The 23,452-nt window shown below is 71.2% G+C and carries 23 protein-coding genes; 16 read left to right on the top strand and 7 right to left on the bottom strand.

Going from position 1 to position 23,452, the window contains the following annotated elements; all coding sequences use genetic code 11:
• Positions 1-74: 74 nt before the first annotated feature.
• Positions 75-2,189: an acyl-CoA dehydrogenase family protein gene (locus ACFSZT_RS20890; RefSeq protein WP_377385711.1), complete on the top strand. Its 2,115-nt coding sequence runs from the start codon at positions 75-77 to the stop codon at positions 2,187-2,189.
• On the opposite strand, the gene ACFSZT_RS20885 is transcribed toward ACFSZT_RS20890, so the two are convergent.
• A complete protein-coding gene (locus ACFSZT_RS20885; RefSeq protein WP_377385709.1) occupies positions 2,146-3,414 on the bottom strand; it encodes an alpha/beta hydrolase fold domain-containing protein in 1,269 nt (422 codons plus the stop codon). The two genes, ACFSZT_RS20890 and ACFSZT_RS20885, sit on opposite strands and share 44 nt — an antisense overlap.
• 40 nt (positions 3,415-3,454) lie before the next feature.
• Here ACFSZT_RS20885 and ACFSZT_RS20880 point away from each other — a divergent pair, with 40 nt between their 5' ends.
• From ACFSZT_RS20880 to ACFSZT_RS20850, 7 genes are all read left to right on the top strand, one after another.
• The gene (locus ACFSZT_RS20880) at positions 3,455-4,837 is read left to right on the top strand and encodes a WS/DGAT/MGAT family O-acyltransferase (protein ID WP_377385706.1); all 1,383 of its coding nucleotides are present in this window, start codon (positions 3,455-3,457) and stop codon (positions 4,835-4,837) included.
• 85 nt (positions 4,838-4,922) lie between these two features.
• On the top strand, positions 4,923-5,993 hold the full coding sequence (locus ACFSZT_RS20875) for an acyl-CoA dehydrogenase family protein (protein WP_377385703.1): 1,071 nt from the start codon (positions 4,923-4,925) through the stop codon (positions 5,991-5,993).
• Positions 5,993-7,156, top strand: a complete 1,164-nt coding sequence (locus ACFSZT_RS20870) for an acyl-CoA dehydrogenase family protein (RefSeq protein WP_377385700.1) — start codon at positions 5,993-5,995, stop codon at positions 7,154-7,156. Before ACFSZT_RS20875 ends, ACFSZT_RS20870 begins: the two co-directional genes overlap by 1 nt.
• Positions 7,153-8,076 carry a bifunctional MaoC family dehydratase N-terminal/OB-fold nucleic acid binding domain-containing protein gene (locus ACFSZT_RS20865; protein ID WP_377385697.1) on the top strand — a complete coding sequence of 308 codons (924 nt, stop codon included), beginning with the start codon at positions 7,153-7,155 and terminating at the stop codon, positions 8,074-8,076. Before ACFSZT_RS20870 ends, ACFSZT_RS20865 begins: the two co-directional genes overlap by 4 nt.
• Positions 8,073-8,471: a MaoC family dehydratase gene (locus tag ACFSZT_RS20860; RefSeq protein ID WP_377385695.1), complete on the top strand. Its 399-nt coding sequence runs from the start codon at positions 8,073-8,075 to the stop codon at positions 8,469-8,471. Before ACFSZT_RS20865 ends, ACFSZT_RS20860 begins: the two co-directional genes overlap by 4 nt.
• A complete protein-coding gene (locus ACFSZT_RS20855) occupies positions 8,468-9,646 on the top strand; it encodes a lipid-transfer protein (protein WP_377385692.1) in 1,179 nt (392 codons plus the stop codon). The genes ACFSZT_RS20860 and ACFSZT_RS20855 overlap by 4 nt, the downstream gene beginning before the upstream one ends.
• A gap of 136 nt (positions 9,647-9,782) precedes the next feature.
• The gene (locus tag ACFSZT_RS20850; protein ID WP_377385690.1) at positions 9,783-10,373 is read left to right on the top strand and encodes a DUF5134 domain-containing protein; all 591 of its coding nucleotides are present in this window, start codon (positions 9,783-9,785) and stop codon (positions 10,371-10,373) included.
• Positions 10,374-10,466: 93 nt separating this feature from the next.
• Here ACFSZT_RS20850 and ACFSZT_RS20845 read toward each other — a convergent pair whose 3' ends face one another.
• The 4 genes from ACFSZT_RS20845 to ACFSZT_RS20830 are packed head-to-tail and all read right to left on the bottom strand — an operon-like array spanning position 10,467 to position 13,774.
• Positions 10,467-11,327: a MaoC/PaaZ C-terminal domain-containing protein gene (locus ACFSZT_RS20845; RefSeq protein ID WP_377385687.1), complete on the bottom strand. Its 861-nt coding sequence runs from the start codon at positions 11,325-11,327 to the stop codon at positions 10,467-10,469.
• A gap of 8 nt (positions 11,328-11,335) precedes the next feature.
• A complete protein-coding gene (locus ACFSZT_RS20840) occupies positions 11,336-12,364 on the bottom strand; it encodes a 2Fe-2S iron-sulfur cluster-binding protein (RefSeq protein WP_377385685.1) in 1,029 nt (342 codons plus the stop codon).
• Positions 12,357-12,626 (bottom strand): hypothetical protein, encoded by a 270-nt coding sequence (locus ACFSZT_RS20835; protein WP_377385682.1) that lies wholly within the window; start codon positions 12,624-12,626, stop codon positions 12,357-12,359. The genes ACFSZT_RS20840 and ACFSZT_RS20835 overlap by 8 nt, the downstream gene beginning before the upstream one ends.
• Positions 12,626-13,774 carry a Rieske 2Fe-2S domain-containing protein gene (locus ACFSZT_RS20830; RefSeq protein WP_377385680.1) on the bottom strand — a complete coding sequence of 383 codons (1,149 nt, stop codon included), beginning with the start codon at positions 13,772-13,774 and terminating at the stop codon, positions 12,626-12,628. The genes ACFSZT_RS20835 and ACFSZT_RS20830 overlap by 1 nt, the downstream gene beginning before the upstream one ends.
• Positions 13,775-14,172: 398 nt before the next feature.
• Between ACFSZT_RS20830 and hsaA the strand changes: the two genes are divergently transcribed.
• The 7 genes from hsaA (at position 14,173) to ACFSZT_RS20795 (ending at position 19,391) form a co-directional block, all read left to right on the top strand.
• On the top strand, positions 14,173-15,351 hold the full coding sequence (gene hsaA, locus ACFSZT_RS20825) for a 3-hydroxy-9,10-secoandrosta-1,3,5(10)-triene-9,17-dione monooxygenase oxygenase subunit (protein ID WP_377385676.1): 1,179 nt from the start codon (positions 14,173-14,175) through the stop codon (positions 15,349-15,351).
• A 4-nt stretch (positions 15,352-15,355) separates the two neighbouring features.
• Complete coding sequence (hsaD, locus tag ACFSZT_RS20820; protein ID WP_377385673.1) at positions 15,356-16,210, top strand: 4,5:9,10-diseco-3-hydroxy-5,9,17-trioxoandrosta-1(10),2-diene-4-oate hydrolase; 855 nt, start codon at positions 15,356-15,358, stop codon at positions 16,208-16,210.
• A gap of 2 nt (positions 16,211-16,212) precedes the next feature.
• Positions 16,213-17,112: an iron-dependent extradiol dioxygenase HsaC gene (gene hsaC / locus ACFSZT_RS20815; protein ID WP_377385670.1), complete on the top strand. Its 900-nt coding sequence runs from the start codon at positions 16,213-16,215 to the stop codon at positions 17,110-17,112.
• Positions 17,109-17,645, top strand: a complete 537-nt coding sequence (gene hsaB, locus ACFSZT_RS20810; RefSeq protein WP_377385667.1) for a 3-hydroxy-9,10-secoandrosta-1,3,5(10)-triene-9,17-dione monooxygenase reductase subunit — start codon at positions 17,109-17,111, stop codon at positions 17,643-17,645. Before hsaC ends, hsaB begins: the two co-directional genes overlap by 4 nt.
• Positions 17,646-17,705: 60 nt before the next feature.
• The gene (locus ACFSZT_RS20805; RefSeq protein ID WP_377385665.1) at positions 17,706-18,449 is read left to right on the top strand and encodes an SDR family oxidoreductase; all 744 of its coding nucleotides are present in this window, start codon (positions 17,706-17,708) and stop codon (positions 18,447-18,449) included.
• Between the two features lie 121 nt (positions 18,450-18,570).
• The gene (locus ACFSZT_RS20800) at positions 18,571-18,993 is read left to right on the top strand and encodes a WGxxGxxG family protein (RefSeq protein ID WP_377478322.1); all 423 of its coding nucleotides are present in this window, start codon (positions 18,571-18,573) and stop codon (positions 18,991-18,993) included.
• 101 nt (positions 18,994-19,094) lie between these two features.
• A complete protein-coding gene (locus ACFSZT_RS20795) occupies positions 19,095-19,391 on the top strand; it encodes a hypothetical protein (protein ID WP_377478320.1) in 297 nt (98 codons plus the stop codon).
• A 3-nt stretch (positions 19,392-19,394) separates the two neighbouring features.
• Here the strand turns inward: ACFSZT_RS20795 and ACFSZT_RS20790 are convergent, their stop codons facing one another.
• On the bottom strand, positions 19,395-20,558 hold the full coding sequence (locus ACFSZT_RS20790; RefSeq protein ID WP_377385659.1) for a steroid 3-ketoacyl-CoA thiolase: 1,164 nt from the start codon (positions 20,556-20,558) through the stop codon (positions 19,395-19,397).
• A gap of 243 nt (positions 20,559-20,801) precedes the next feature.
• On the opposite strand from ACFSZT_RS20790, the gene ACFSZT_RS20785 reads away from it, so the two are divergent.
• The gene (locus ACFSZT_RS20785; protein ID WP_377385656.1) at positions 20,802-22,028 is read left to right on the top strand and encodes a cytochrome P450; all 1,227 of its coding nucleotides are present in this window, start codon (positions 20,802-20,804) and stop codon (positions 22,026-22,028) included.
• Positions 22,029-22,290: 262 nt separating this feature from the next.
• Here ACFSZT_RS20785 and ACFSZT_RS20780 read toward each other — a convergent pair whose 3' ends face one another.
• Positions 22,291-23,451 (bottom strand): thiolase domain-containing protein, encoded by a 1,161-nt coding sequence (locus tag ACFSZT_RS20780; protein WP_377385653.1) that lies wholly within the window; start codon positions 23,449-23,451, stop codon positions 22,291-22,293.
• Position 23,452: the final 1 nt, after the last annotated feature.

Raw genomic sequence — 23,452 nt, 5'->3', positions numbered from 1 at the left:
GCTTACCGAACGTACGGCGGAAACGATGTCCGGGTCACGCCGCGTAAACTGAAACACGTTCTATAATCGTGGCTGTGGCTATCGCGATCACCGACGAACAGCGCGCCGTGGCCGACGCGATCCGGGAGGCCGCCGCCGATGGCGACGCGGCCTCCGCCGTCGCTGGGATCGGCCTCACCGCGGTCGCGGTCCCGGAACCCCTGGGCGGCGCGGGCGGCAGCGTCGCGGACCTGGCCGCAGGGGTCGAGGCCGCCGCCGACGCCCTCGTGCCCGGGCCGTTGTTCGGCACGCTCCTCGCCGGACTCGTGCTCGCCCGATACCCGGATGCGCCCGTCGCCAAGGAGATCGTGCCTTCGCTCGCCGACGGCACGGCACGGGCGGCCGTCGCACCCGGTCCCGGGGACGTCACCGGACGACGCCGCCCCGACGGCGGACTGGTGGTGTCCGGCACGACCCCCGCGCTGCCGGATGCCGGGGAGGCCGACCACCTCCTGCTGGCCGCCCGGGTCGGCGACGAGCCCGTGTGGTTCGTGGTGCCCGCCGAGCGCACGCGACCGGCGGCACAGGCGGCGTTCGACCTCTCGCGGCCGGTCGCGCGGGTGGAGCTGGACGAGATCGTGCTGCCCGCCGAGGCCGCACTGCCCGGCGCCGCTGTGCCGGACCTCGCGGCGACCCTGGCGGCGGCCGAGGCGGCGGGCGTCGCGGCGTGGTGTGTGCGCACGGCGAGCGAGTACGCCCGGGTGCGGGAACAGTTCGGCAGGCCGATCGGCTCGTTCCAGGCGGTCAAACACCTCTGCGCGGACATGCTCTGCCGCGCCGAGCTGGCCGCCGCGCTCGCCTGGGACGCGGCGCGTGCCGCCGACGACGGTGACGCCGGCCAGCTCGCCGTCGCGGCCGCCGTCGCGGCGGGCGGCGCGCTCGACGCCGCCGTCGACAACGCCAAGGACTGCATCCAGGTGCTCGGCGGCATCGGCTTCACGTGGGAACACCCCGCCCACCGCTACCTCCGCCGCGCCGTGTCGCTGCGCCAGCTGCTCGGCGGCTCCGCGAGGTGGCGGCGCCGGGCGGGGGAGCTCACCCTCGCCGGAACCCGGCGCGGCCTCGACGTCGACCCCGCGCGCTACACCGGACAGGCTGACCGCGACCTCGCCGCGGAGGCGAGGGCCGTCGCGCGGGACCTGGCGCGGCTCGACGCGGGTGAGCAGCGGGTGCGCCTGGCCGAGACCGGCTACCTCGTGCCGCACTGGCCCCGCCCGTACGGCCTCGACGCCACGCCCGCCGAGCAGCTCGTGATCGACGCCGAGCTGGACCGCGCGGGCGTGAGAAGACCCGACCTCGTCGTCGGGGCGTGGGCGGTGCCGACGATCCTGCGGCACGGCGACGCCGCCCAGCGGGAACGGTTCGTCGGGCCGACGCTGCGCGGCGAGCTCACGTGGTGCCAGCTGTTCAGCGAGCCCGGTGCCGGGTCGGACCTGGCGTCGTTGCGCACGAGAGCCGTCCGCGCCGAGGGTGGCTGGCGGCTGTCCGGACAGAAGGTCTGGACCTCACTGGCACACGAGGCGGACTGGGCGATCTGCCTCGCCCGGACCGATCCGGGCGCGCCGAAACACCGCGGCATCACCTACTTCCTCGTGGACATGCGCGCTCCCGGCATCGAGGTGCGGCCACTGCGCGAGATCACCGGCGAGATCCGGTTCAACGAGGTCTTTCTCGACGACGTCTTCGTGCCCGACTGCGACGTGGTCGGCGAGGTGAACGGGGGATGGGCGCTTGCCAGGACGACGCTGGCCAACGAGCGCGTCGCGCTCGGCGGCGGGTCGTCGGTCGGCGAGGCCGTCGAAGCGCTCGTCGCCACCTGTCCCGGCATCGACCCGGAACGGCTCGGCGCCCTGGTCGTCCAGGGCTCGGTGGTGTCCGTGCTCGGTCTGCGGGACACGGTGCGCCGCCTCGACGGCCAGGAGCCCGGGCCGGAGTCGAGCGTGCGCAAGCTCCTCGGCGTGCGCCACCGGCAGGACGTCGCCGAGGTCGCGCTCGATCACCTCGGCGAGCAGGCCGTCGCCGTGGACGACACGACGGCGGCCGCGCAGCAGGAGTTCCTGCTGAGCCGCTGCCTGAGCATCGCGGGCGGGACGACCCAGGTACTGCTCAACGTGGTGGCGGAGCGCCTCCTCGGGCTGCCTCGGCAGTAGCCAGGTGCCGCAGGTAGGTCCACTCCAGGAACCGCTCGACGCCGCGCACCACATGCGCGCTGCGGATGGACGGGAAGACGTCGAAGGCGTGCTGCGCGCCGGGGATCTCCGCGTACGCCACGGGATTCGGCGAGACCTCCCGCAGCCTGCGCACGAACTCCCGTGCTTCTCGCACCGGCACGAGGCTGTCGCGCTCGCCGTGGATCACGAAGAACGGCGGCGCCTTGTCGTTGATCCGGTCCAGCGGGGACGCGGCGATGTAGTCGTCGAGCGCCTCGGCTGGGTCCTTGCCCACGACGAAGCGCGCCAGCAGGTGCCGCATCCGGGCGGCACTGGCACGCGAGCCGCTCGTTCCGGCGAAGTCGTACACCCCGTAGTGCGGCACACAGGCCTGCACGCTGGTGTCGACGTCGGTGAAGCCGGGCTGCAGAGCCGGATCGTTGGGCGTCAGCGCGAGCAGCGCCGCCAGGTGCCCGCCCGCGGAGCCGCCGGTGGCCGCGAGGAACGACGGATCGCCGCCGTAGTTGTCGATGTTGTCCCGGATCCAGCCCAGCGCCCGCTTGGCCGCCACGATGTGCTGTGGCCACCGCGCCGAGGGGGAGAGCGGGTAGTTGATCGCCACGCACACCCAGCCGCGCTGCGCCATGTGCTGCATGAGCGGGATGCCCTGCTGGTCCTTGTTGCCGGTGATCCACGCCCCGCCGTGGACCTGCAGCAGCACGGGCCTGCCCGAGACCGGCTCGCGGGGACGGTACACGTCGAGCAGGTATCGGCGCCCGCCCGGGGCGTAGGCGATGTCGCGGTCGCGCCGGATCTCGGTATTGCGCATCCGGAACGGCAGCACGAGCTGGCCCCACGGCGTGGCGAGGTCCTTGGGATCCGGTGGCCTGCGCAGGTCTTCCCGGTAGGCGGGTCCGAGCGCCTCCACCAGGGCGTCCTCCACGGCGCCGCGTGCCCGCTGGGCCTGCACGATCAAGGCCCCGAGGCCGCCCGCCGACAGCGCGGCGAGGGCGAGGCCGGGCCGGTCGGCGCCGCGCGGCCTGCGCTTGGCCAGGTGCGCCGCGGTGTCGGCGACCGTCAGCGCGAGCAGGTGCGGAGCGAGCTCGGAGGTGAGCCAGCCGGCGAAGAAGGCGGCGATCGACACGCGCGGACCGGACAGCGGTCGCAGCGCGTTGGCCGTGAGCCCCAGTTGCACCGCCCGGCGGGTCCTGAACGTGGGGTGCATGAACGTGAGCGTAACGGTCCGGCCCGCCTATTCTTGACCGGTGCAGCCATTGAGTGGTCTCGACGCGAGCTTCCTTTACCTCGAAACACCGGCCCAACCGCTGCACGTGTGCGCGCTGCTGACCCTCGATCCCGGCACGGTCGAGGGTGGCTACAGCTACGCCGGGTTGGTGGAGCGGCTGGGCGAGCGGGTGAACGGCGCGCCCGCCTTCCGGCGCAGGCTGTACAACCCGCCGCTGAACCTCGGCCACCCGGTGTGGGTGGAGGACCGGGACTTCTCCCTCGAACGGCATGTCCACCGCACCGTCCTGCCCGCGCCGGGCGGGCACGCGGAACTGGCCGAGCTGTGCGCGGACATCGCGGGCCGGCCGCTCGAGCGGAACCGCCCGCTGTGGGAGATGACCGTGATCGAGGGACTTGCCGACGGCGGGGTGGCAGTGCTGGCGAAGATGCACCACGCGAGCGTCGACGGGGTCAGCGGAGCGAATCTGCTCGCGTCGCTCGCCGGACTCGACGCCGGCCCGGAGCCGCCGGAGGGCCACCCCGCGAATCCCCGCCCTCCGGGCCAGCTCGCCATGTTGCGCAGCTCCGCGCTGACCCTCGCGCGCAGGCCGTTCGAGCTGCTGCGCCTGCTGCCCGGGCTGGCCGGCATGGTGCCGCGCTGGGTCGGCAGGTCGTTGCAGGGCAAGAACATGCCGACGCCGTTCACGGCACCGCGCACGTCGTTCAACGGCACCATCACCGGCCACCGCAGCGTCGCGTTCACCCAGGTGGGCCTCGACGAGGTCAAGGCCGTCAAGAACGCGTTCGGCGTCACCGTCAACGACGTCGTGCTCGCGATGTGCACGGGCGCGCTGCGCCGCTACCTCGACGACCGGGGTGAACTGCCACCGGACCCGCTGGTGGCGACCGTGCCCGTGTCGATCCACGACCGCACCAGCAGGGTCGAGGGCAGCAACCGCGTGTCGGCGTTCTTCGCCTCGCTGCCCACACACCTGGCCGAGCCCGCCGCGCGCGTGTACATGATCGCGGAGAGCAACCGGCACGCGAAGGACCACCACAACACCATCGACGCGGACATGCTGCAGGACTGGGCCCAGTTCGCCGCCGAGACGACCTTCGGCCTGGCCGTGCGTGCGTATTCGGCGCTGCGGCTGGCCGAACGTCACCCGGTGATCCACAACCTGGTGGTCTCGAACGTGCCCGGCCCACCGTCCGACATCTCGCTGCTGGGCGCCCGCGTCACCGGCATGTATCCCCTCGGCCCGGTGTTCCACGGCGCCGGGCTCAACATCACGGTCCTCTCGACCGGTGGCACCGTGAACGTCGGCGTGCTCGGTGCCCGAGAACTCGTTCCAGAACCGTGGCGGATCACCGACGCGATCCCGCAATCCCTGCGGGATCTGCTCGACGCCTGCCCCTGATCGGCCAGGGGCTTGCCGTGAGCGCCTCCTGTTGTTAAGACTAGAACGTGTTTCATTCTCGCGACAGGCAGGCGTGAGGAGCAGCGTGGACTTCACCCCGGACGAGACTCAGCGCGCGGCCGCCGATCTCGCGGCAGGCGTGCTGGAACGGACCAGTGGGGCCGATGCCGAGCGGACGTGGCGTGCACTCGCGGACGCCGGGTTGCTGGCGCTGGCGGTGCCTGTGGGCCTCGGCGGCGACGGACTCGGCGTGGCCGGCGTCGCCGCCGTGCTCACCGAGGTCGGCCGTGCGGCCTCGGTGGTTCCCGCGTGGGCCACCCTCGCCCTCGGTGTGCTGCCGGTGACCGAGCTGGGCACGGTGGCGCAGCGGGAAGCACTCCTGCCCGACGTCGCCGCCGGCAAGGCCGTGCTCACGGCGGCGCTGCACGAACCGTCCGACCCGCTGACCGTCCGGCCCGCGACCACCGCCACCCCGGACGGCGGCACGTGGCGGGTCAGCGGCGTGAAGACCGCCGTGCCGGTCGCCGCGACGGCACGCCGCGTCCTCGTTCCGGCGACCCGTCCCGGCGGCACCGGGGTCTTCCTCCTCGACCCGGCGAGCGCCGGGGTCAGCGTCACCGAGAGCCACACCGCCACCGGCGCACCCGAGTACACGCTGCGCCTCGACGGCGCCGAGGTCGACGAGCCCCTCCTGCCCGAACACCCGGAGCGGGCCCTGTGTGTCCTCCACCGGCACGCGCTCGCCGGAGCGGCGGCCCTCGGCGACGGTGCCCTCGCCGGCGCGGTGGCGCTCACCACCACCCACCTGGCGACGCGCGAGCAGTTCGGCAGGCCGCTCGCCACGTTCCAGGCCGTCGCGCAGGAGATCGCGGACGTCTACGTCGCCTCCCGCACCGTGCACCTGGCCGCGGCCTCGGCCGTGTGGCGGCTCGGAGCCGGCCTCGACCCGGACGCCGACCTCGACATCGCGACCTTCTGGCTCGCCGAGGAGGCGCCGCGGGCGCTCGCCGTGTGCCATCACCTGCACGGCGGCATCGGCGTCGACGAGACCTATCCGTTGCACCGCTACTCCTCGCTCGTCAAGGACCTCGTGCGCGGGATCGGTGGCGTGGCGGCCAGGCTCGAGCGCGTGGGCGCGCTCGTCGAAGGTGCCTGATGGACATCGCACTCACCCCGGAGCAGGAGGCGCTGCGCGCGGAGCTGCGCCGTTACTTCGCCGGGCTCGTCACACCGGAGGAACGCCGGACGCTGCTGCGGGAACGGCACGGGCCGACGTACCGGGAGATCGTCCGCCGGATGGGCCGCGACGGCTGGCTCGGCGTCGGCTGGCCGGTGGAGTACGGCGGCCGGGGATTCGGCCCGGTCGAGCAGCACATCTTCGTGGACGAGGCCGCGCGCGCCGACGTCCAGCTGCCGTCGGTGACGCTGCAGACGGTCGGGCCGACGCTGCAACAGTTCGGCACCGAGGAGCAGAAGGCTCGCTTCCTGCCGAAGATCCTGGCCGGCGAGGTGCACTTCGCGATCGGCTACAGCGAGCCCGAAGCGGGCACCGACCTCGCGTCGCTGCGGACCAGCGCGGTGCGGGACGGCGAGGGCTACCTCGTCAACGGGCAGAAGATCTTCACCACCGGCGGCCACGACGCCGACTACATCTGGCTCGCCGTCCGCACCGATCCGGCGGCACCCCGGCACCGGGGAATCTCGATCCTCATCGTCGACACCTCGGACCCCGGATACTCGTGGACGCCGATCATCACCTGTGACGGCGCGCACCACGTCAACGCCACGTACTACGCGGACGTCCGCGTGCCGGTGTCGATGCGGGTCGGCGAGGAGAACCAGGGCTGGAAGCTCATCACCACCCAGCTCAATCACGAGCGCGTGATGCTCGGCCCGGCGGGGCGCATCGCCGGCCTGTACGACCGGGTGCGCGACTGGGCAGCCGCCCGCAAGACACCCGGTGGCACGCCGCTGCTGGATCTACCCGACGTGCGCAGGGCGCTGGGCGAGGTGCTCGCCGTCGTCCGGGTCAACGAATTGCTGAACTGGCAGGTGGCGGTGTCCGAACGCGGGTTGGTGGCCGACGCGTCGGCGACCAAGGTGTTCTCCTCCGAACGGCACCAGCGGGCGAGCCGGCTGCTGGAGGAGATCGTCGGCAGGCATGCCGATCCGGCGGATCCGGAGACGGCCGAGCTCGTGGAGTGGCTGGACGTGCTCGCCAAACGCAACATCGTGCTGACGTTCGGCGGCGGGGTCAACGAGATCCAGCGGGAACTGATCGCGACGTTCGGACTCGATCTGCCGAGGGTGCCCAGATGAACGACATCGAGGAAGCAGCACGCCGGATCGCGGCGGCAGGGCAGTCCCGCCCGCTGCTCGCGCGTGACCCGGTGAACCAGGCGATGGTCAACAACTGGGTCGAGGCGATCGGGGACACCAACCCGGTCTACTCGGATCCGGAGTTCGCCGAGCGGTCCGTCCACGGTGGACTGGTGGCTCCGCCCGCGATGGCACAGGTGTGGACCATGCGGGGCCTGCACGGACGGCGCGCCGACGACGACCCGTTCGGCCGGATGCTGGGCGTCCTCGACGACGCCGGCTACACCTCTGTGGTGGCGACCGACTCCGAGCAGACCTACCACCGCTACCTGCGGCACGGCGAGCGGGTGGCCGCGTCGGCGCGGCTGGAGAGCGTGACCGGACCGAAGCGCACCGCGCTCGGTGAAGGCTGGTTCGTGACCACACGCACCACCTGGTACGTCGGCGACGAGGTGGTGGCCGAGATGCTGTTCCGGGTGCTGAAGTTCCGCCCGCGCGAGCGGCCACCGGCCGCGGCCCCGGATCCGCGCGCGGTGCTGCGCCCGGTGGTCGGCAAGGACAACGCGTTCTTCTGGGAGGGCGTGCGCAAGGGGGAGCTGCGCATCCAGCGCTGGGGCGAGACGCTGCGGCACCCGCCCGGGCCGTTGCCGCCGGACGGCGACCTCTCCGCCCGGCCCGACTACATCGTCGCCGCGGGGACGGGCACCGTCTACAGCTACCTCGTGCACCACCATCCCGAGGTGCCCGGCAAGACGCTGCCGTTCGTGGTGGCGCTCGTCGAGCTGGATGAGGGCGTGCGCGTGCTCGGCGAGCTGCTCGATGTCGACCCGGCTGACGTCCACATCGGACTCCCTGTCGAGGTGACCTTCGTCGAGATCGACGATGAGCTCACCCTGCCCGCGTGGAAGGTGCGCGCATGACCACCGCCATCGGCACCGAGTTGCCGCCGTTCACCGTCGAGGTCACGCCGACGTTCGTCATCAGCACGGCGCTGGCCACCCGGGACTTCCAGGACGTCCACCACGACCGCGATGCCGCCGTCGCGCGGGGCTCGAAGGACATCTTCCTCAACATCCTCACCGACACCGGTCTGGTGCAACGCTTCGTCACGGACTGGGCGGGCCCGCAGGCACTGGTGACAGCCATCAAGATCCGCCTCGGCGTGCCCTGCTACGCGGGTGACACGCTGACCTTCACGGGCCGGGTGACCGCTCGCGACGGCGACGAGCTGGAGATCGCCGTCAGCGCCACGGACAGCCTCGGCGAGCACGTGACCGGCACCGTGCGCGTCGTCGTCCCCGGGGAGCCGGCATGACGGCGCGCGCGTTGCCGGGCGCGGCCGCGATCGCCGGTATCGGTGCCACCGAGTTCTCCAAGGACTCCGGACGCAGCGAGCTGCGCCTCGCCGTGGAGGCCGTGAGCGCCGCGCTGGCCGATGCCGGGCTCACGCCGGGCGACGTGGACGGGCTCGTGACCTTCACCATGGACGGCAACGCCGAGATCGCCGTCGCGCGGGAACTCCGCATCCCGGAGCTCACCTTCTTCAGCCGTGTCCATTACGGCGGCGGTGCCGCCGCGGCGACCGTGCAGCAGGCGGCGATGGCCATCGCGACGGGCGTGGCCGACGTCGTGGTGGCCTACCGCGCGTTCAACGAGCGGTCCGGCCACCGCTACGGCCAGGTGTCGTCGGCCGCGGCGCAGCAGGTGAACACCTCGGGTATCGACAACGGCTACCACTATCCGGTGGGGCTGGCCACGCCCGCGGCGACCGTCGCGATGGTGGCCCAGCGTTACCTGCACGTCTACGGCGCGACGAGCGAGGACTTCGGCCGGGTGGCCGTCACCGTGCGCAAGCATGCCGCGACCAACCCGAACGCGTGGTTCCACGGCAAGCCGATCACGCTGGAGGACCACCAGGCCTCGCGGTGGGTGGCCGAGCCGCTGCACCTGCTCGACTGCTGCCAGGAGAGCGACGGCGGCGTCGCGCTCGTCGTCACGAGTGCCGAACGGGCCCGGGACCTGCGCCGCCCGCCCGCGGTGATCGCCGCGGCGGCGCAGGGGAGCGGTCCGGACCAGTACATCATGACCAGCTACTACCGGGACGAGCTCGCCGCGCTGCCGGAGATGGGCGTGGTCGGGCGGCAGTTGTGGCAGCAGTCCGGGCTGGCGCGGTCGGACGTGGACGTCGCCGTGCTGTACGACCACTTCACGCCGTACGTGCTGATGCAGCTGGAGGAGCTCGGCTTCTGCGGGCGCGGGGAGGCGAAGGACTTCATCGCCGACGGGCACCTCGAGCTGGACGGGTCGGTGCCGCTCAACCCGCACGGTGGCCAGCTCGGCGAGGCCTATATCCACGGCATGAACGGCATCGCCGAAGCCGTCCGGCAGATCCGGGGGACCGCCGCCAACCAGGTACCGGGTGCTCGGAATGTGCTCGTCACCGCGGGAACCGGCGTCCCGACGAGTGGTCTGGTGCTCACGGCGGGCTGACCGGCATGGGCTGTTCGCGGGTGGGGTCTGCTCCGCTCCGCGGCCGGGTTCACCTGCTTGCCCGCTTTTGTCGCCCGGAGCGGGTCTGCCACCGTGATCGCCGGGGTCTCCGGGCTGTTGTACGAGCGAGGTAGGCATGCAGATTCCGGCGATCGGCTGGGCGCTCACCGTCGCGTTCCTGGCGTTGACCCTTCCGTGTGTGAGCCGGTTGGTCCGGCTCGATTACGCACGCCTCGGGGCCGGCGTCCGGCATATCGATCTCGCCGGGTTGCTCATGACGCTGGCGATGGTCGCCATGGTGTCGCCGGTCGGCGGTCCGATTCCCATCGCGGGCTGGCAGGCGCTGTTCCTGCTGACCGCCGGGTGGTTCCTGGCCGCGGCCCTGCGCGATCGAATGTCGGCGGGCGTGTGCCGGCGTTGCGATCTGCACCACGGGCTCGCCGCCGTGGGCATGCTGTACATGCTCACGGCCATGCCGCACGGCGGCGGGCACACGGTGTGGCCCACCATGACGATGGACACCGGCGCGCCGCCCGCGGTGCCCGTGCTCGCAGGACTCGCCGCGGCCTACTTCGCCTTCGACGGCATCCAGGCCGCCGTGCGCGCAGTCCGGTCGGTGAGGCAACGCGGCCTCGGCGCCATGCCCGCGGGTTTCGCCTCTCGCACCGTCTGCCGGACGGTCATGGGGGTGGGCATGGGCTACCTGTTCGCCGCCATGCTGGTGTGACGCCGGGTTCGCCGGATCGGCCGACACGGTGACGGGAACGGCGAACACGGTGACGGGAGCGGCAGACACGGCCGACCGGGCCGGGGGCCGGGGCTAGCGAGTCTCCAGGACCGCGTCCGAGAGCACCGGCGCCTCGTCGCGGTCCATGGCCACGGCGCCGACCAGCAGGCGTCCGCCGTCGCGCCACACGCGCACCCGCAGCGTCTCGCCCGGCAGCACGATCCCGGCGAACTTCGCCGACCACGAGCGGATGCGGGTGACGTCGGCGTCGAGCACCGCGTCGGTGACGGCTTTGGCGACCATGCCGTACGTGCACAGGCCGTGCAGGATGGGCGCGTCGAACCCTGCCGCTCGGGCGAAGCCGGGGTCGGCGTGCAGCGGGTTACGGTCGCCGCACAACCGGTACAGCAACGCCTGCTGCGGCAGCGTGGGCACGTCCACGACGACGTCGGGCTCGCGCTGCGGTGGCTCGACGCGGTCGGACGTGCCCCGCTTGCCGCCGAAGCCGCCCTCACCGCGGGCGAAGATGCTCGACCGAGCCGTCCACAGTGGATCGCCCGCCGGGTCGGCGGCCTCGGTCTCCTGAACGATGACGGCCGCCTTGCCCTTGTCGAGCACGTCGGCGATCCGGGTGCGCGCGGTCGCCTTGCCCTCGACGGGAATCGGCCGGTGCGTCACCACCTGCTGCGTCCCGTGCACGACCTTGGCGAGGTCGACGTCGATGCCCGGGAATCGCACGGAGGGCGGGTCGGCGGCCTTCAACGTGGCCGCCACGGTCGCGAACGTCGGCAGCACGCGCAGGTCCGCCTCATAGGCGTAGCGCAGCTCTCTCGGATCCAGCGGGTCCGTCCCGGCGCCGAGCGCGAGGTGGTAGAGCAGTACGTCGGAGGCCGTCCAGGCGAAGGTGGCCTCACCGAGGTCGGCGCCGATCGCGGTGGCGGGGTCGATGGGCATGCGGGCTCCTACTCGTAGCTGATCGAGACCTCGTCGGTGAGCGGCAGCGACTGGCAGGCCAGCACGATTCCCTCGGCGATGTCCTCGGCGTCGAGGACGTCGTTGTCGATCATCGTGACCTCGCCCGAGGTGATCCGGCAGGCACACGCACTGCACCGGCCTTCCCGGCACGAGTACGGCGCGTCGAGACCCCGCTCCAGCAGCAGGTCGAGCAGTGTCCGCCTGCGTGGCCACGGGAACGTGCTGACGGTGCCGTCGAGGTCGACGGTGACCGTGGCCGGTGTCTGCACGTCCTCCTGGCCGGTCCCGGGCTCCGGCCCGGCGGACTCGACGTCGTCGAACGGATTGCCGCCCAGTGACACGAACTTCTCGCTGTGGATGCGCGACTTGGGCACGTCGAGGGCGCGCAGCGCCGTGGTGACCGCGTTCATGAACGGCCGGGGCCCGCAGAGGAACGCCTCCCGCTCGCGCAGCGGTTCGGCGAGCGTGCGTAGCCGGCCCGGGTCCGGCAGGCCTTGTAGCGACTCGAGCCAGTGCACGACCGTGAGCCGGTCCGGGTGTTCCTCGGCGAGCTCGCGCAGCACGCGGGCGAAGATCACGGACCGCTCGTCGCGGTTGGCGTACACGAGGGTCAGCGAGCCGCTGCCCTTCGCCAGCACCGACCGGACGATCGACAGCACCGGCGTGATGCCGCTGCCGCCCGCGAAGAGCGCGAGGTCGGCGTCCAGCGAGGCGGGGGTGAACACACCGCTCGGCGGGAGCACCTCGAGCTCACTGCCCGGACGCACATGGTCGCAGAGCCAGTTCGAGGCGTATCCGTCGCGTTTGACCGTGACCTGCGGGGCATCGCCGGTGTAGGGGGAGCTGGACAAGGAGTAACAGCGCGCGACGGAGCCGCATTCCTCGCTCGGGATGCGCAGGGTCAGGAACTGGCCCGGCCGGTAGTCCAGGTCGGCGTCGAAGACGATCGAGCAGGCGTCCGGCGTCTCGGCGGCGACATCCGACACCCGCAACCGCAGCGATCGGACGTCACTCATGGGCGAAGACACCTTCCCGTGCCGCCTCGGCGATGCTCTCGCGCAGGCGGTCGCACGTGTCGAGCAGGGCGGGGTGGACGCCTTGGGCGACCTTCTCCGCGAACACGGGACAGCTGCGGGAGGCGTCCGTGGTCCACTGGATGCTCGTGTGTTCCGGGCTGTTCTTCTTGACCAGCACGGTCGTCGCGCACGAGCGGCAAGCCACGGGCACCAGGCCCGCGGTGAGGAATTCCTCGCGGTCGGCGAGCGTGTCGGGGTGCACTAGGAGACTCCCGCGTCGGCTTGGTGTCGGCGGGCGAGGTTGTCGGCGACTTCCTGGTCCCAGACCTGGGTGGCGCGGGTGGTGTCCACTTCGTACTCGAAGCGGCGGGTCATGTCGTCGGTGACGTCGGCGGCGTCGACGTAGAACTGGTCGTACCAGCGGCGGAGCTGGTAGACGGGGCCGTCCTCCTCGCAGAGCAGGGGGTTGTCGATGCGGGTCTTGTTCTTCCAGATCTCCACGTCCTGCAGGAACCCGACCCCGATGCTCTCGGCGAACTTGGCCGCGATCGCGTCGGCCTGGGTGTCGTCCACGCCGGGTAGTTTCTTCACCGCCACGCCCCACTGCAGCACGAACGAGGTCGGCGTCACCGGGTAGTGACAGTTGATCAGGACGTTGTCGATCTCCAGGCCCTTGTAGTGGTTGCGCAGCGTGTTGATCATGTAGGCGGGCCCGTAGTAGGAGGCCTCCGACTCCAGCAGGTTGTCCTCGCCGCCGTAGTTGGAGCCGGCCAGGCCCTTGTCCGCCCGGCCCTTGGTGTGCAGGTACTGGGTGGCGATGTGGCCCTCGAACACGTTCTTGAAATAGGTCGGGATGCCGTAGTGCACGTAGAAGAAGTGCGCCATGTCCACCACGTTGTCCACGATCTCCCGGCAGTTGGCGCCCTCGATGAGCACCGAGTCCCAGGTCCAGTTGCTCCACTCGCCGGTGAAGATCCCCTCGATCCGCGGGATCGTCACCCCCGGCGGCGGGGGCTGGCCCTCCGGGTCGTGCCAGACGAACAACTGCTTGTTCTCCTCCAACGTCAGCCACGACCGGGTCCGCGCCCGCAACGGCACCCGCCGCGCATACGGGATCCCCACACACCGCCCGTCCCCGGCCCACCGCCAGTCGTGAAACGGGCACGCCACCGCATCCCCCTTCACCTCCCCCTGCGACAGATCACCCCCCATATGCCGGCAATACCCGTCCAGCACATGCAACCGCCCATCCGAAGACTGGAACACCACCAACTTCGTCCCGAACGCCTCCACCGCATGCGGCCGCCCATCCGCGAAGTGCTCCACCAACCCCAGGCAATGCCACCCCCGGGCAAACCGCTCCGGCGGCACCCCCACATCGATCTGCCGTACCGATCCCGCCTGCGTCATGACGATCCTCCAGTTCCCTCGGGCCGCGGGGATGATCGATTCTTCGGCAGCGGGACGATCGGTGGCAAGGTCCGGCCGAGCGCCCCGCATCCTGGAACAGGTTCCATGTTGCTGCCGTCGCGATGGCGGCCACTATGCGTACCATAGACGAGAACGTGTTCCAGTTCTACCGGAGGTGGCGGCCCTCGATGTGAGGCGAAGCGGGGGCCGGCGCAGGGGTCGCTCAGGGGCCGCCGCGCGCGGAGAGAATCTGTTCCAGGCGGCGTGGATGCTCGCTACTCCCGCGGTGTGCCCAGGTCGCGGCACGTGCGCGTGACAAAAACGAGAACGTGTTCTAGTGTGTGGAGGTGTCAGACCACGTAGACCCGCATGGTTTCGTGACCAGGAACGAGGCAGGTATGAGCGAGCAGGGCACCCACGCGGTGATCGCCGGGATCGAGGAGTTGCTGCCCGTCCTGCGCGAGCGCGCGCAGGAGACCGAGGACGCGCGGAAGATCCCGGACGAGTCGATCAAAGCCCTGCAGGAGATCGGCTTCTTCAAACTGCTGCAGCCCAGGACCTACGGCGGTTACGAGGCCGACCCGGTCACCTTCTACACCGCCGTCAAGCTCATCGCGAGCGCGTGCGGATCCACCGGATGGGTGGCGTCCATCCTGGGCGTGCATCCCTGGCACCTCGCGTTGTTCGACGCCCGGGCCCAGGAGGACGTCTGGGCGGACGATGTCGACACCCGCATCTCGTCGTCCTACGCGCCGATGGGGAAGGCTCAGCTGGTCGACGGCGGTTACCGGCTCAGCGGCAGGTGGAGCTTCTCCTCGGGTTGCGACCACGCGACGTGGGCGCTGCTCGGGGCGCCCGCGTTCGACGCCGACGGCAAGCCGGTGGACTTCTGCACCTACCTGCTGCCGATCGAGGACTACACCATCGACGACGTCTGGGACACGGTCGGCCTGCGCGGCACCGGCAGCAACGACATCGTCGTCGACGAGGTGTTCGTCCCACAGCATCGCGCACTGAGTTTCGTGGCCACGTCCAAGCTGTCCACGCCGGGGCAGGAGGTCAATCCCGGGCCGCTGTACCGGCTGCCGTACGGCTCCGTGCATCCGAGCACCATCACGGCACCGATCATCGGCATGGCCCAGGGCGCCTACGACGCGCACGTGGCGTACCAGCGCGAACGGGTGCGCGCCTCCTACCTGGGTGAGAAGTCCAAGGAGGACCCGTTCGCGAAGGTGCGCATCGCCGAGGCCGCCAGCGAGATCGACGCCGCGTGGCTGCAGCTGACCCACAACATCGACGAGCTCTACCAGCTGGCGTGCCGGGGCGAGAAGCTGCCGTTCTCCACGCGGCTGCGGGTGCGCCGCGACCAGGTGCGCGGCACCGAGCGCGCCATCGCCGCGATCGACCGGCTCTTCGAGAACTCCGGTGGGCGCGCGCTGCAGGCGGGTACCCCGATCCAGCGGTTCTGGCGCGACGCGCACGCCGGGCGCGTGCACGCGGCCAACGACCCGGAGCGGGCCTACACGATGTTCGGCACCGGAGCCTTCGGGCTCCCCGTCGAGAACGCGATGGTGTGAGCCGATGACGCACGCAGAGGGAACGTACGTCGAGGCGCGGCCGGGGTTGCGGCTGCATTACCACGAGGCGGGCGCCGAGCACCCCGAGACGGTGATCCTGTTGCACGGCGGGGGACCCGGCGCGTCGGCGTGGAGCAACTTCGCCCGCAACATCCCGGGGTTCGCCAAGTCGTTCCGGACGATCGCCGTGGACCAGCCCGGTTTCGGCCGATCCGACAAACCCATCGAGCACCCGCAGTACTTCACGCACAGCGCGGACGCCGTGGTGGGGCTCATGGACGCGCTCGGCATCGCGAAGGCCCATCTGGTCGGCAACTCGCTCGGCGGCGGTGCGGCGGTGCGCCTCGCGCTCGACCACCCGGAGCGTGCGGGCAGGCTCGTGCTCATGGGGCCGGGCGGCCTGAGCGTCAACGTCTTCGCTCCCGATCCGACCGAGGGCGTCAAGAACCTCGCGAAGTTCGCCGCGCCGCCCGGCCCGAGCAAGGAGAAGCTCGAGGCGTTCCTGCGGGTGATGGTGTACGACCAGTCGCTCATCACCGACGAGCTCGTCGAGGAGCGCTTCGCCGCGGCGAGCACCCCGGAGGCGCTGGCCGCGATGGGTGCCATGGGCGCGTCCTTCGCGCGGCCGGACACCTACGAGCAGGGACTGCTGTGGCGCGCGGCGCACCGGCTCCGCCAGCGGGTACTGCTGATCTGGGGCCGCGAGGACCGCGTGAACCCGCTCGACGGTGCTCTGCTCGCGCTGAAGACCATCCCGCGCGCACAGCTGCACGTGTTCGGCCGCTGCGGGCACTGGGCGCAGCTGGAGAGGTTCGATGAATTCAACCGGCTGGCGATCGACTTTCTGAAGGACGAGTGACCATGGGCATCCGCTCGTTGGGATACCTGCGCATCGAGGCCACCGACATGGCCGCCTGGCGCGAGTACGGCCTCAAGGTACTCGGGATGGTCGAGGGCAAGGGCGCCGATCCGGACGCGCTGTATCTGCGGATGGACGACTTCCCGGCGCGGCTGGTGATCGTGCCGGGGGAGAGCGACCGGCTCGCCACCGCCGGCTGGGAGGTCGCGAACGCCGCCGAGCTCGACGCGGTGCGCGACAGCCTGGCCGCGCACGGCGTGCCGTTCAAGGAGGGGACCGCGCAGCAGCGCGCCGACCGTGGGGTGTACGAGCTCATCGAGTTCGACGACCCGTCCGGAAACACCCTCGAGGTCTTCCACGGCATCGCGCTGCAGCACCGGCGCGTGGTCAGCCCCTACGGCCACCGGTTCGTCACCGGCGAGCAGGGCCTGGGGCACGTGGTGCTCTCCACCCACGACGACGAGGCGGCGCTGCGCTTCTACCGCGACGTGCTGGGATTCCGGCTGCGTGACTCGATGCGCCTGCCGCCGGAGGCGGTGGGCAGGCCGTCCGATGCCGAGCCCGCGTGGCTGCGGTTCTTCGGCTGCAACCCACGCCATCACAGTCTGGCGTTCCTGCCGATGCCGACGCCCAGCGGGATCGTGCATCTCATGGTGGAGGTGGAGAACACCGACGACGTCGGCTTGTGCCTCGACCGCGCGCTGCGGCGCAAGGTGCCGCTGTCGGCCACGCTGGGCAGGCACGTCAACGACCTGATGTTGTCCTTCTACATGAAGACCCCGGGCGGGTTCGACGTGGAGTTCGGGTGTGAGGGCAGGCAGGTGGACGACGACACCTGGATCGCGCGGGAGAGCACGGCGGTGAGCCTCTGGGGGCACGACTTCTCCGTCGGGGCACGATGAGCGCCGTCGCGCCGGACGTCGTCGCGCGGTTCCGATCGGTGCTGGGGCACTTCTGTACCGGGGTCGCCGTGGTGACGGCGTGCGAGGACGGTGAACCCGTGGGGTTCGCCTGCCAGTCGTTCGCGGCGCTGTCGCTCGAGCCGCCGCTGGTGTTGTTCTGCCCGGCGAAGAGCTCCCGGACGTGGCCGGTGATCGAGCGGACGGGCAGCTTCGCCGTGAACGTTCTCGCCGACGACCAGCGCGACGTGAGCGTGGCATTCGGCGCGCGGGGCGTGGACAAGTTCTCGATGGTCGCCTGGCATTCCGCGCCGAGCGGGGCTCCGTTGCTGGACGGCGCGCTGACCTGGGTCGACTGTGCGGTCGAGGCGGTGCACGAGGCCGGTGACCACGACGTCGTCGTCGGCCGGGTCACCGCGCTCGGCGAGGTGTCGGATGCCCGGCCGCTGCTGTTCTACCGCGGCCGGTACACGGTCACCGAGTCCGAGCCGGTGGGGGAGATGTTCACCTGGCCCCGGCCGGACGACTGGTTCTGACCAGACATCCGCGACCACGGTGGCGCGTGCGTGTGTCATGCCCCGCCTATGATCGCGGGCATGACACACCCACGCGTCGCCGTGGTGACGGGAGCCGGATCCGGCATCGGCCGGTGCGTCGCCCGGGCGCTGCTCGGCGACGGCTACCGGGTCGCACTCGCCGGACGGCGCGAGGAGCCGCTGCGGGAAACCGCGGGCGAGGACACCGGCGCGCTGGTGGTGCCCACCGACGTCACCGACGCCGACGCGGTCGCCGCGCTCTTCGCCGCCGTCCGCGACCGCTGGGGCCGGCTCGATCTGCTGTTCAACAACGCGGGCACCTTCGGCACCCCGGGCTCGGTCGACACCCTGTCCGTCGAGGACTGGCGGAGCACCGTCGATGTCAACCTCACGGGCATGTTCCTCTGCGCCCACCACGCGGTGCGGCTGATGAAGCAGCAGGACCCGCGCGGCGGGCGCATCATCAACAACGGCTCCGTCTCGGCCCACGCTCCGCGTCCGGAGAGCGTCGCCTACACCGCCACCAAACACGCCGTCACGGGCCTGACGAAGTCGATCTCGCTCGACGGCCGGGCATTCGACATCGCGTGCGGGCAGATCGACATCGGCAACGCGGCCACCGAGATGACCGCGGGTATCGCGCGGGGCGCGAAGCAGGCGGACGGCAGTGTGCGCCCGGAACCGACCTTCGACGTGGCTCACGTCGCGGACGCGGTGCTGTCGATGGCGGCGTTGCCGCTGTCGGCCAACGTCCAGTTCCTCACCCTCACGGCCACCGCGATGCCGTTTCTGGGCCGAGGGTGACGCGATCCGGCGAGTCGACGCCCCTCGTCCGGGCGAACCCGGCCTTGGCCGGCCGGCGTGGCGGGTAGGCCTCGAGCACCGCAGAACGGGCAGCACGACATTCGGGGGGTGACCTACTCGCATGGTGACGAGGACTCGACAGTGGCTGGCCGCGATCGCCGCCGGCGCCGCGCTCCCGCTGGTGTCGGTGACCGTCGCCGACGCCGGGTCCGCCGCGGAGCAGGACACCAGGCCGGCGGCAGCGCAGCAGCAGCTTCCGAACGGCGAGCGTCAGGTCGAGGACGACGACAACGCCGGGCTGTGGGGTCTGCTGGGACTGCTCGGCCTCGCCGGGCTGGCCGGCCTGGCCCGCCGCAGGCCCACGCCGCAGCAGCCGTCCGTGGCCTCGGCGCCGCCCGTGGCCCGGCAGGCCGCAGGCGCGGCGCCGCAGCCGGCTGCCGGGGCCCCGCGGCCCGGCACCCACCTGGTCCACACGGCGCCGACGGACCGGACGGCGGCTCCGCGCGAGGCCGGTGCCCGGCCGCGGCACTCGCGGGAGGCGTGACGACCACGCTCGCCGTACCGCCCCTGAAAATCCGTCCGTTGACGACGGCCGGCGGCCCGGCGCACGCTCGGCGGCACAGGGGCGGTGCGGAGGCAGGAGCTATGACCTTCATCCAACTCATCGAGTTCAAGACGTCGCGCATCGACGAGCTGAACGAGCTTCTGGACGGCTGGCTGCGCGAGACCGAGGGCAAGCGGACGGCCACCAGCGTGGTTCTCACCAGCGACCGGGACAGCTCCGGCACCTACATCGACATCGTGGAGTTCCCGTCGTACGAGGAGGCGATGAGGAACTCGAAACTGCCGGAGACGAACCGGATCGCCGAGCAGCTGACGGCCCTGTGCGACGGCCCGCCGATCTACCGCAACCTCGACGTGATGCGTCAGGAGCGGACGTAGGCGTCAGACCCGCTCGAGGATCGTCGCGGTGGACAGTGCGCCACCGGCGCACATGCTCACGAGCGCGGTGGCGGCATCGCGCCGTTCGAGCTCGTGCAGCGCGGTGGTGAGCAGCCGGGTGCCCGTGTTGCCGACGGGGTGGCCCAGTGCGATGGCGCCGCCGTTGACGTTGACCCGGCCCGGGTCGGGCCGGTGGACCCGCTGCCACGACAGGACGACGGAGGCGAACGCCTCGTTGATCTCGAACAAGTCGATGTCGTCCACGGTCATGCCGGCGCGGTCGAGCACGCGTTGGGTGGCCTGCACGGGTCCGTCGAGGTGGTAATACGGTTCGGCGCCGACGAGTGCCTGCCCGACGATGCGGGCGCGAGGGCGCAGGTCGAGGGCGCGGGCACGCTCGGCGTCCATGATCAGCACCGCCGAGGCGCCGTCGGAGATCTGTGACGACGTGCCCGCGGTGTGCAGGCCATCGGGCAGCACGGGCGTGAGCGCGGCCAGCGCCTCGAGGCTGGTCTCACGTAGCCCCTGGTCGCGGCCGACGAGCCGGGTCTCACCGGTGGGGGCGCCGTCCTCGCCGAGCACCGGCGCCTTGACGGGCACCACTTCGCGGTCGAACCGGCCGTCCTGCCACGCCGCCGCCGCTTTCCGCTGGGACGCCAGGCCGAAGGCGTCGAGGTCGCCGCGCGTGAGCCCGCGTCGCTCGGCGATGCGTTCGGCGGCCCGGTACTGGTCCGGCATGTCGATGGACCACGATTCGGGCCTGCGGGATCCGGCGTCCACGCCGGTGTTGGCGCCGAGCGGAACCCGGCTCATGGCCTCCACGCCGCACGCGACGCCGATGTCGATGGCCCCCGCTGTGACCAGCCCGGCCACCAAGTGCGCCGCCTGCTGGGCGGATCCGCATTGCGCGTCGACGGTGGTGGCACCGCATTCCTGGGGAAGCCCGGCGTGCAGCCAGGCGGTGCGGGTGACGTTGCCCGCCTGCTCGCCTGCCTGCGTGACGTTGCCGCCGATGGCCTGCTCGACGAGCCCGGGGTCGATGCCGGCGCGGTCGAGCAGGGCGGCCTGGGCGAACCCGAGCAGCTCGGCGGCGTGCAATCCGGCGAGCCACCCGTTGCGTTTGCCCATCGGCGTGCGCACGGCTTCGACGATGACGGGACTGCCCACGTTGCTCTCCTTCGAACACCCGGATACCTCGCCAGAATTAGAACATGTTCTTAGAGTGGGCAACAGTGGTGCAGGTCGAACGAGGTCTGGTCACCGAGTGCGCACGATGTGTCGACAAGCGGAAACAAGATCCCCATCGATCCGGTAAACGGGGTTCACTCAACCTCTTCCCTGAGTTAACACCGTATGCTTCAATCGTCGCATAGAACGTGTTCCACGACGCTGCTGTCGGAGGTACGGCGCATGACATCGTCGCTCTTGCCCCCAGGATTCGACTTCACCGACCCCGACCTGCTCGCGCGTCGGCTGCCACTGGAGGAGTTCACGCTCCTGCGCCGCACGGCACCGGTGTGGTGGAACGCCCAGCCCTACAACAAGGCCGGGTTCGGCGACGAGGGCTTCTGGGTGGTGACCCGGCACGAAGACGTCAAGACGGTCTCCAAGGACAGCGAGCTGTTCTCTTCCCAGGAGAAGACCGCCATCATCCGGTTCGACGAGAACATGGACGAGGACGGGCTCAACGCCAACCGGCTCGTCCTGCTCAACATGGACGCACCCCAGCACACCAAGCTGCGGCGCATCGTCTCCAAGGGCTTCACGCCGCGGGCCATCGGCAAGCTGGAGGATGCGCTGCGCGAGCGCGCGGCGCGGATCGTGCACGAGGCCAAGGCGAAGGGCTCGGGCGACTTCGTCCAGGACGTCGCGTGCGAGCTGCCGCTGCAGGCCATCGCCGAACTGATCGGCATCCCGCAGGAGGACCGGCTCAAGATCTTCGACTGGTCCAACCAGATGATCGGCTACGACGACCCCGAGTACGAGGTCGACCCGGTCGCGGCCTCCGCCGAGCTCGTGGGTTACGCGTTCACCATGGCCGAGCAGCGCAGGCAGCACCCTGCCGACGACATCGTCACCAAACTCGTCCAGGCCGATGTGGACGGTGAGTCGCTCGCCTCCGACGAGTTCGGGTTCTTCGTCATCCTGCTGTCGGTCGCCGGCAACGAGACCACCCGCAACGCCATCACCCACGGCATGAAGGCTTTCCTCGACCACCCCGAGCAGTGGGAGCTCTACAAGCAGCAGCGGCCGAAGACCGCACCCGACGAGATCGTGCGCTGGTCGACCCCGGTGGTGGCCTTCCAGCGCACGGCGACAGCCGACACCGAGCTCGGTGGCCAGCACATCCGCAAGGGCGACCGGGTGGGCATGTTCTACAGCTCCGCCAACTTCGACCCCGAGGTGTTCGACGAGCCGGAACGCTTCGACGTGCTGCGCGACCCCAACCCACACGTCGGCTTCGGCGGCACGGGCGCGCACTACTGCATCGGCGCGAACCTCGCGCGCCTGGAGATCGACCTCATGTTCAACGCGATCGCCGACGAGATGCCGAACATCCGGGAGCTCTCACCACCGGACCGCTTGCGCTCCGGCTGGCTCAACGGCATCAAGCACTACCGGGTCGCCTACGAATAGGGCGCGCTCCCTCCGGCTGCCCGGGCAGCCGCCGCGGCTGCCCGGGCAGCCGTGTCTGCGATTCGCGTCGCCGTGTCTGCGGTTCGGGTAGCCGTGTCTGCCGTTCCCGTAGCGGTGTCCGCGGTTCGCGTCGCCGTATCTGCCGTTCCCGTAGCGGTGTCCGCCGTCGGCGTGTCCGGCGTCCACGGGCGGCATGCGGACAAAACCGCCTCAGGCCAAAGGGTCCGGCGACGGGCTCGCCGCACCCTTCCCGTACCGCCTCCTACGGTTTCGCCGCGCCCACCAGCCACATGGCGAAGTACTGCGAACCACCGCCGTAGGCGTGTCCGAGCGCGAGCCGGGCGCCGTCGACCTGGTAGTCACCGGCCCGGCCCATCACCTGCTTGGCGGCCTCGGAGAACCGGAGCATCCCGGACGCGCCGATGGGGTTGGACGAGAGCACACCCCCCGACGGGTTGACCGGCAACCTGCCGCCGAGGGCCGTCTCGCCGGCCTCGGTGAGCTTCCAGCCCGCACCCTCGGCGGCGAAGCCGAGATTCTCCAGCCACATCGGCTCGAACCACGAGAACGGCACGTAGATCTCCGCGGCATCTACTTCGGACAGCGGGTCGGCGACACCTGCCTCCCGCCACAGGGCCGCCGCGGCGTCGCGCCCCGCTCGCGGGTTCACCTGGTCGCGCCCGGCGAACGTCGTCGGCTCGGTGCGCATGGCGGTGGCGTGGATCCACGCGGCACCGCCCGGCACCGCGTCGCCGGCCGCCTCGTCGCCGATCACCAGCGCGCACGCCCCGTCGGAGGACGGGCAGGTCTCGTCGTAGCGGATGGGGTCCCACAGCATCTGCGACGCCTGCACCGATTCGACGGTGATGTCGGACTGCCGCAGGTGGGCGTAGGGGTTGAGCGCGCCGTTGCGCCGGTCCTTCGCCGCGACGATCGCACCGATGTGCTCCGGAGCGCCCGAGCGGCGGATGTAGGAGCGCACGTGGGGCGCGAAGTAGCCGCCCGCACCGGCGCCGACCGGCATCGAGAAAGGCACGCGGATCGACAGCGCCCACATCGCGTTGGACTCCGACTGCTTCTCGTACGCCACCGTGAGCACCCGCCGGTGCACACCCGACTGCACGAGGCTGGCCGCCACCAGCGCCGTCGACCCGCCGACCGATCCGGCCGTGTGCACGCGCAGCAGCGGTTTGCCGTTGGCGCCGAGGGCGTCGGCGAGGAACAGCTCCGGCATCATCACGCCCTCGAACAGGTCGGGTGCCTTGCCGACCACGACGGCGTCGATGTCATCCCAGTCCACCTGCGCGTCGGCCATGGCGCGGTCGACGGCCTCACGGACGAGCCCGGCCATCGACACGTCGGTGCGCTTGGCACGGTGGTGCGTCTGTCCGGTGCCGAGCACCGCGGCGAGTTGCTTGCCCATC

The organism is Prauserella oleivorans (assembly GCF_042685745.1).
GTDB lineage: Bacteria > Actinomycetota > Actinomycetes > Mycobacteriales > Pseudonocardiaceae > Prauserella_A > Prauserella_A oleivorans.
The sequence above is the reverse complement of the archived record's forward strand: the minus strand, read 5'-3'. Positions and strand labels throughout refer to the sequence as shown.

Bases quoted from the DNA above. Each gene is read 5' to 3' on its own strand.
- ACFSZT_RS20885 (WP_377385709.1), bottom strand. From the start codon at position 3,414: ATGCACCCCACGTTCAGGACCCGCCGGGCGGTGCAACTGGGGCTCACG.
- ACFSZT_RS20870 (WP_377385700.1), top strand. From the start codon at position 5,993: ATGGACATCGCACTCACCCCGGAGCAGGAGGCGCTGCGCGCGGAGCTG.
- ACFSZT_RS20865 (WP_377385697.1), top strand. From the start codon at position 7,153: ATGAACGACATCGAGGAAGCAGCACGCCGGATCGCGGCGGCAGGGCAG.
- ACFSZT_RS20860 (WP_377385695.1), top strand. From the start codon at position 8,073: ATGACCACCGCCATCGGCACCGAGTTGCCGCCGTTCACCGTCGAGGTC.
- ACFSZT_RS20855 (WP_377385692.1), top strand. From the start codon at position 8,468: ATGACGGCGCGCGCGTTGCCGGGCGCGGCCGCGATCGCCGGTATCGGT.
- ACFSZT_RS20850 (WP_377385690.1), top strand. From the start codon at position 9,783: ATGCAGATTCCGGCGATCGGCTGGGCGCTCACCGTCGCGTTCCTGGCG.
- ACFSZT_RS20845 (WP_377385687.1), bottom strand. From the start codon at position 11,327: ATGCCCATCGACCCCGCCACCGCGATCGGCGCCGACCTCGGTGAGGCC.
- ACFSZT_RS20840 (WP_377385685.1), bottom strand. From the start codon at position 12,364: ATGAGTGACGTCCGATCGCTGCGGTTGCGGGTGTCGGATGTCGCCGCC.
- ACFSZT_RS20830 (WP_377385680.1), bottom strand. From the start codon at position 13,774: ATGACGCAGGCGGGATCGGTACGGCAGATCGATGTGGGGGTGCCGCCG.
- hsaA (WP_377385676.1), top strand. From the start codon at position 14,173: ATGAGCGAGCAGGGCACCCACGCGGTGATCGCCGGGATCGAGGAGTTG.
- hsaD (WP_377385673.1), top strand. From the start codon at position 15,356: ATGACGCACGCAGAGGGAACGTACGTCGAGGCGCGGCCGGGGTTGCGG.
- hsaC (WP_377385670.1), top strand. From the start codon at position 16,213: ATGGGCATCCGCTCGTTGGGATACCTGCGCATCGAGGCCACCGACATG.
- hsaB (WP_377385667.1), top strand. From the start codon at position 17,109: ATGAGCGCCGTCGCGCCGGACGTCGTCGCGCGGTTCCGATCGGTGCTG.
- ACFSZT_RS20805 (WP_377385665.1), top strand. From the start codon at position 17,706: ATGACACACCCACGCGTCGCCGTGGTGACGGGAGCCGGATCCGGCATC.
- ACFSZT_RS20800 (WP_377478322.1), top strand. From the start codon at position 18,571: ATGGTGACGAGGACTCGACAGTGGCTGGCCGCGATCGCCGCCGGCGCC.
- ACFSZT_RS20795 (WP_377478320.1), top strand. From the start codon at position 19,095: ATGACCTTCATCCAACTCATCGAGTTCAAGACGTCGCGCATCGACGAG.
- ACFSZT_RS20785 (WP_377385656.1), top strand. From the start codon at position 20,802: ATGACATCGTCGCTCTTGCCCCCAGGATTCGACTTCACCGACCCCGAC.
- ACFSZT_RS20780 (WP_377385653.1), bottom strand. From the start codon at position 23,451: ATGGGCAAGCAACTCGCCGCGGTGCTCGGCACCGGACAGACGCACCAC.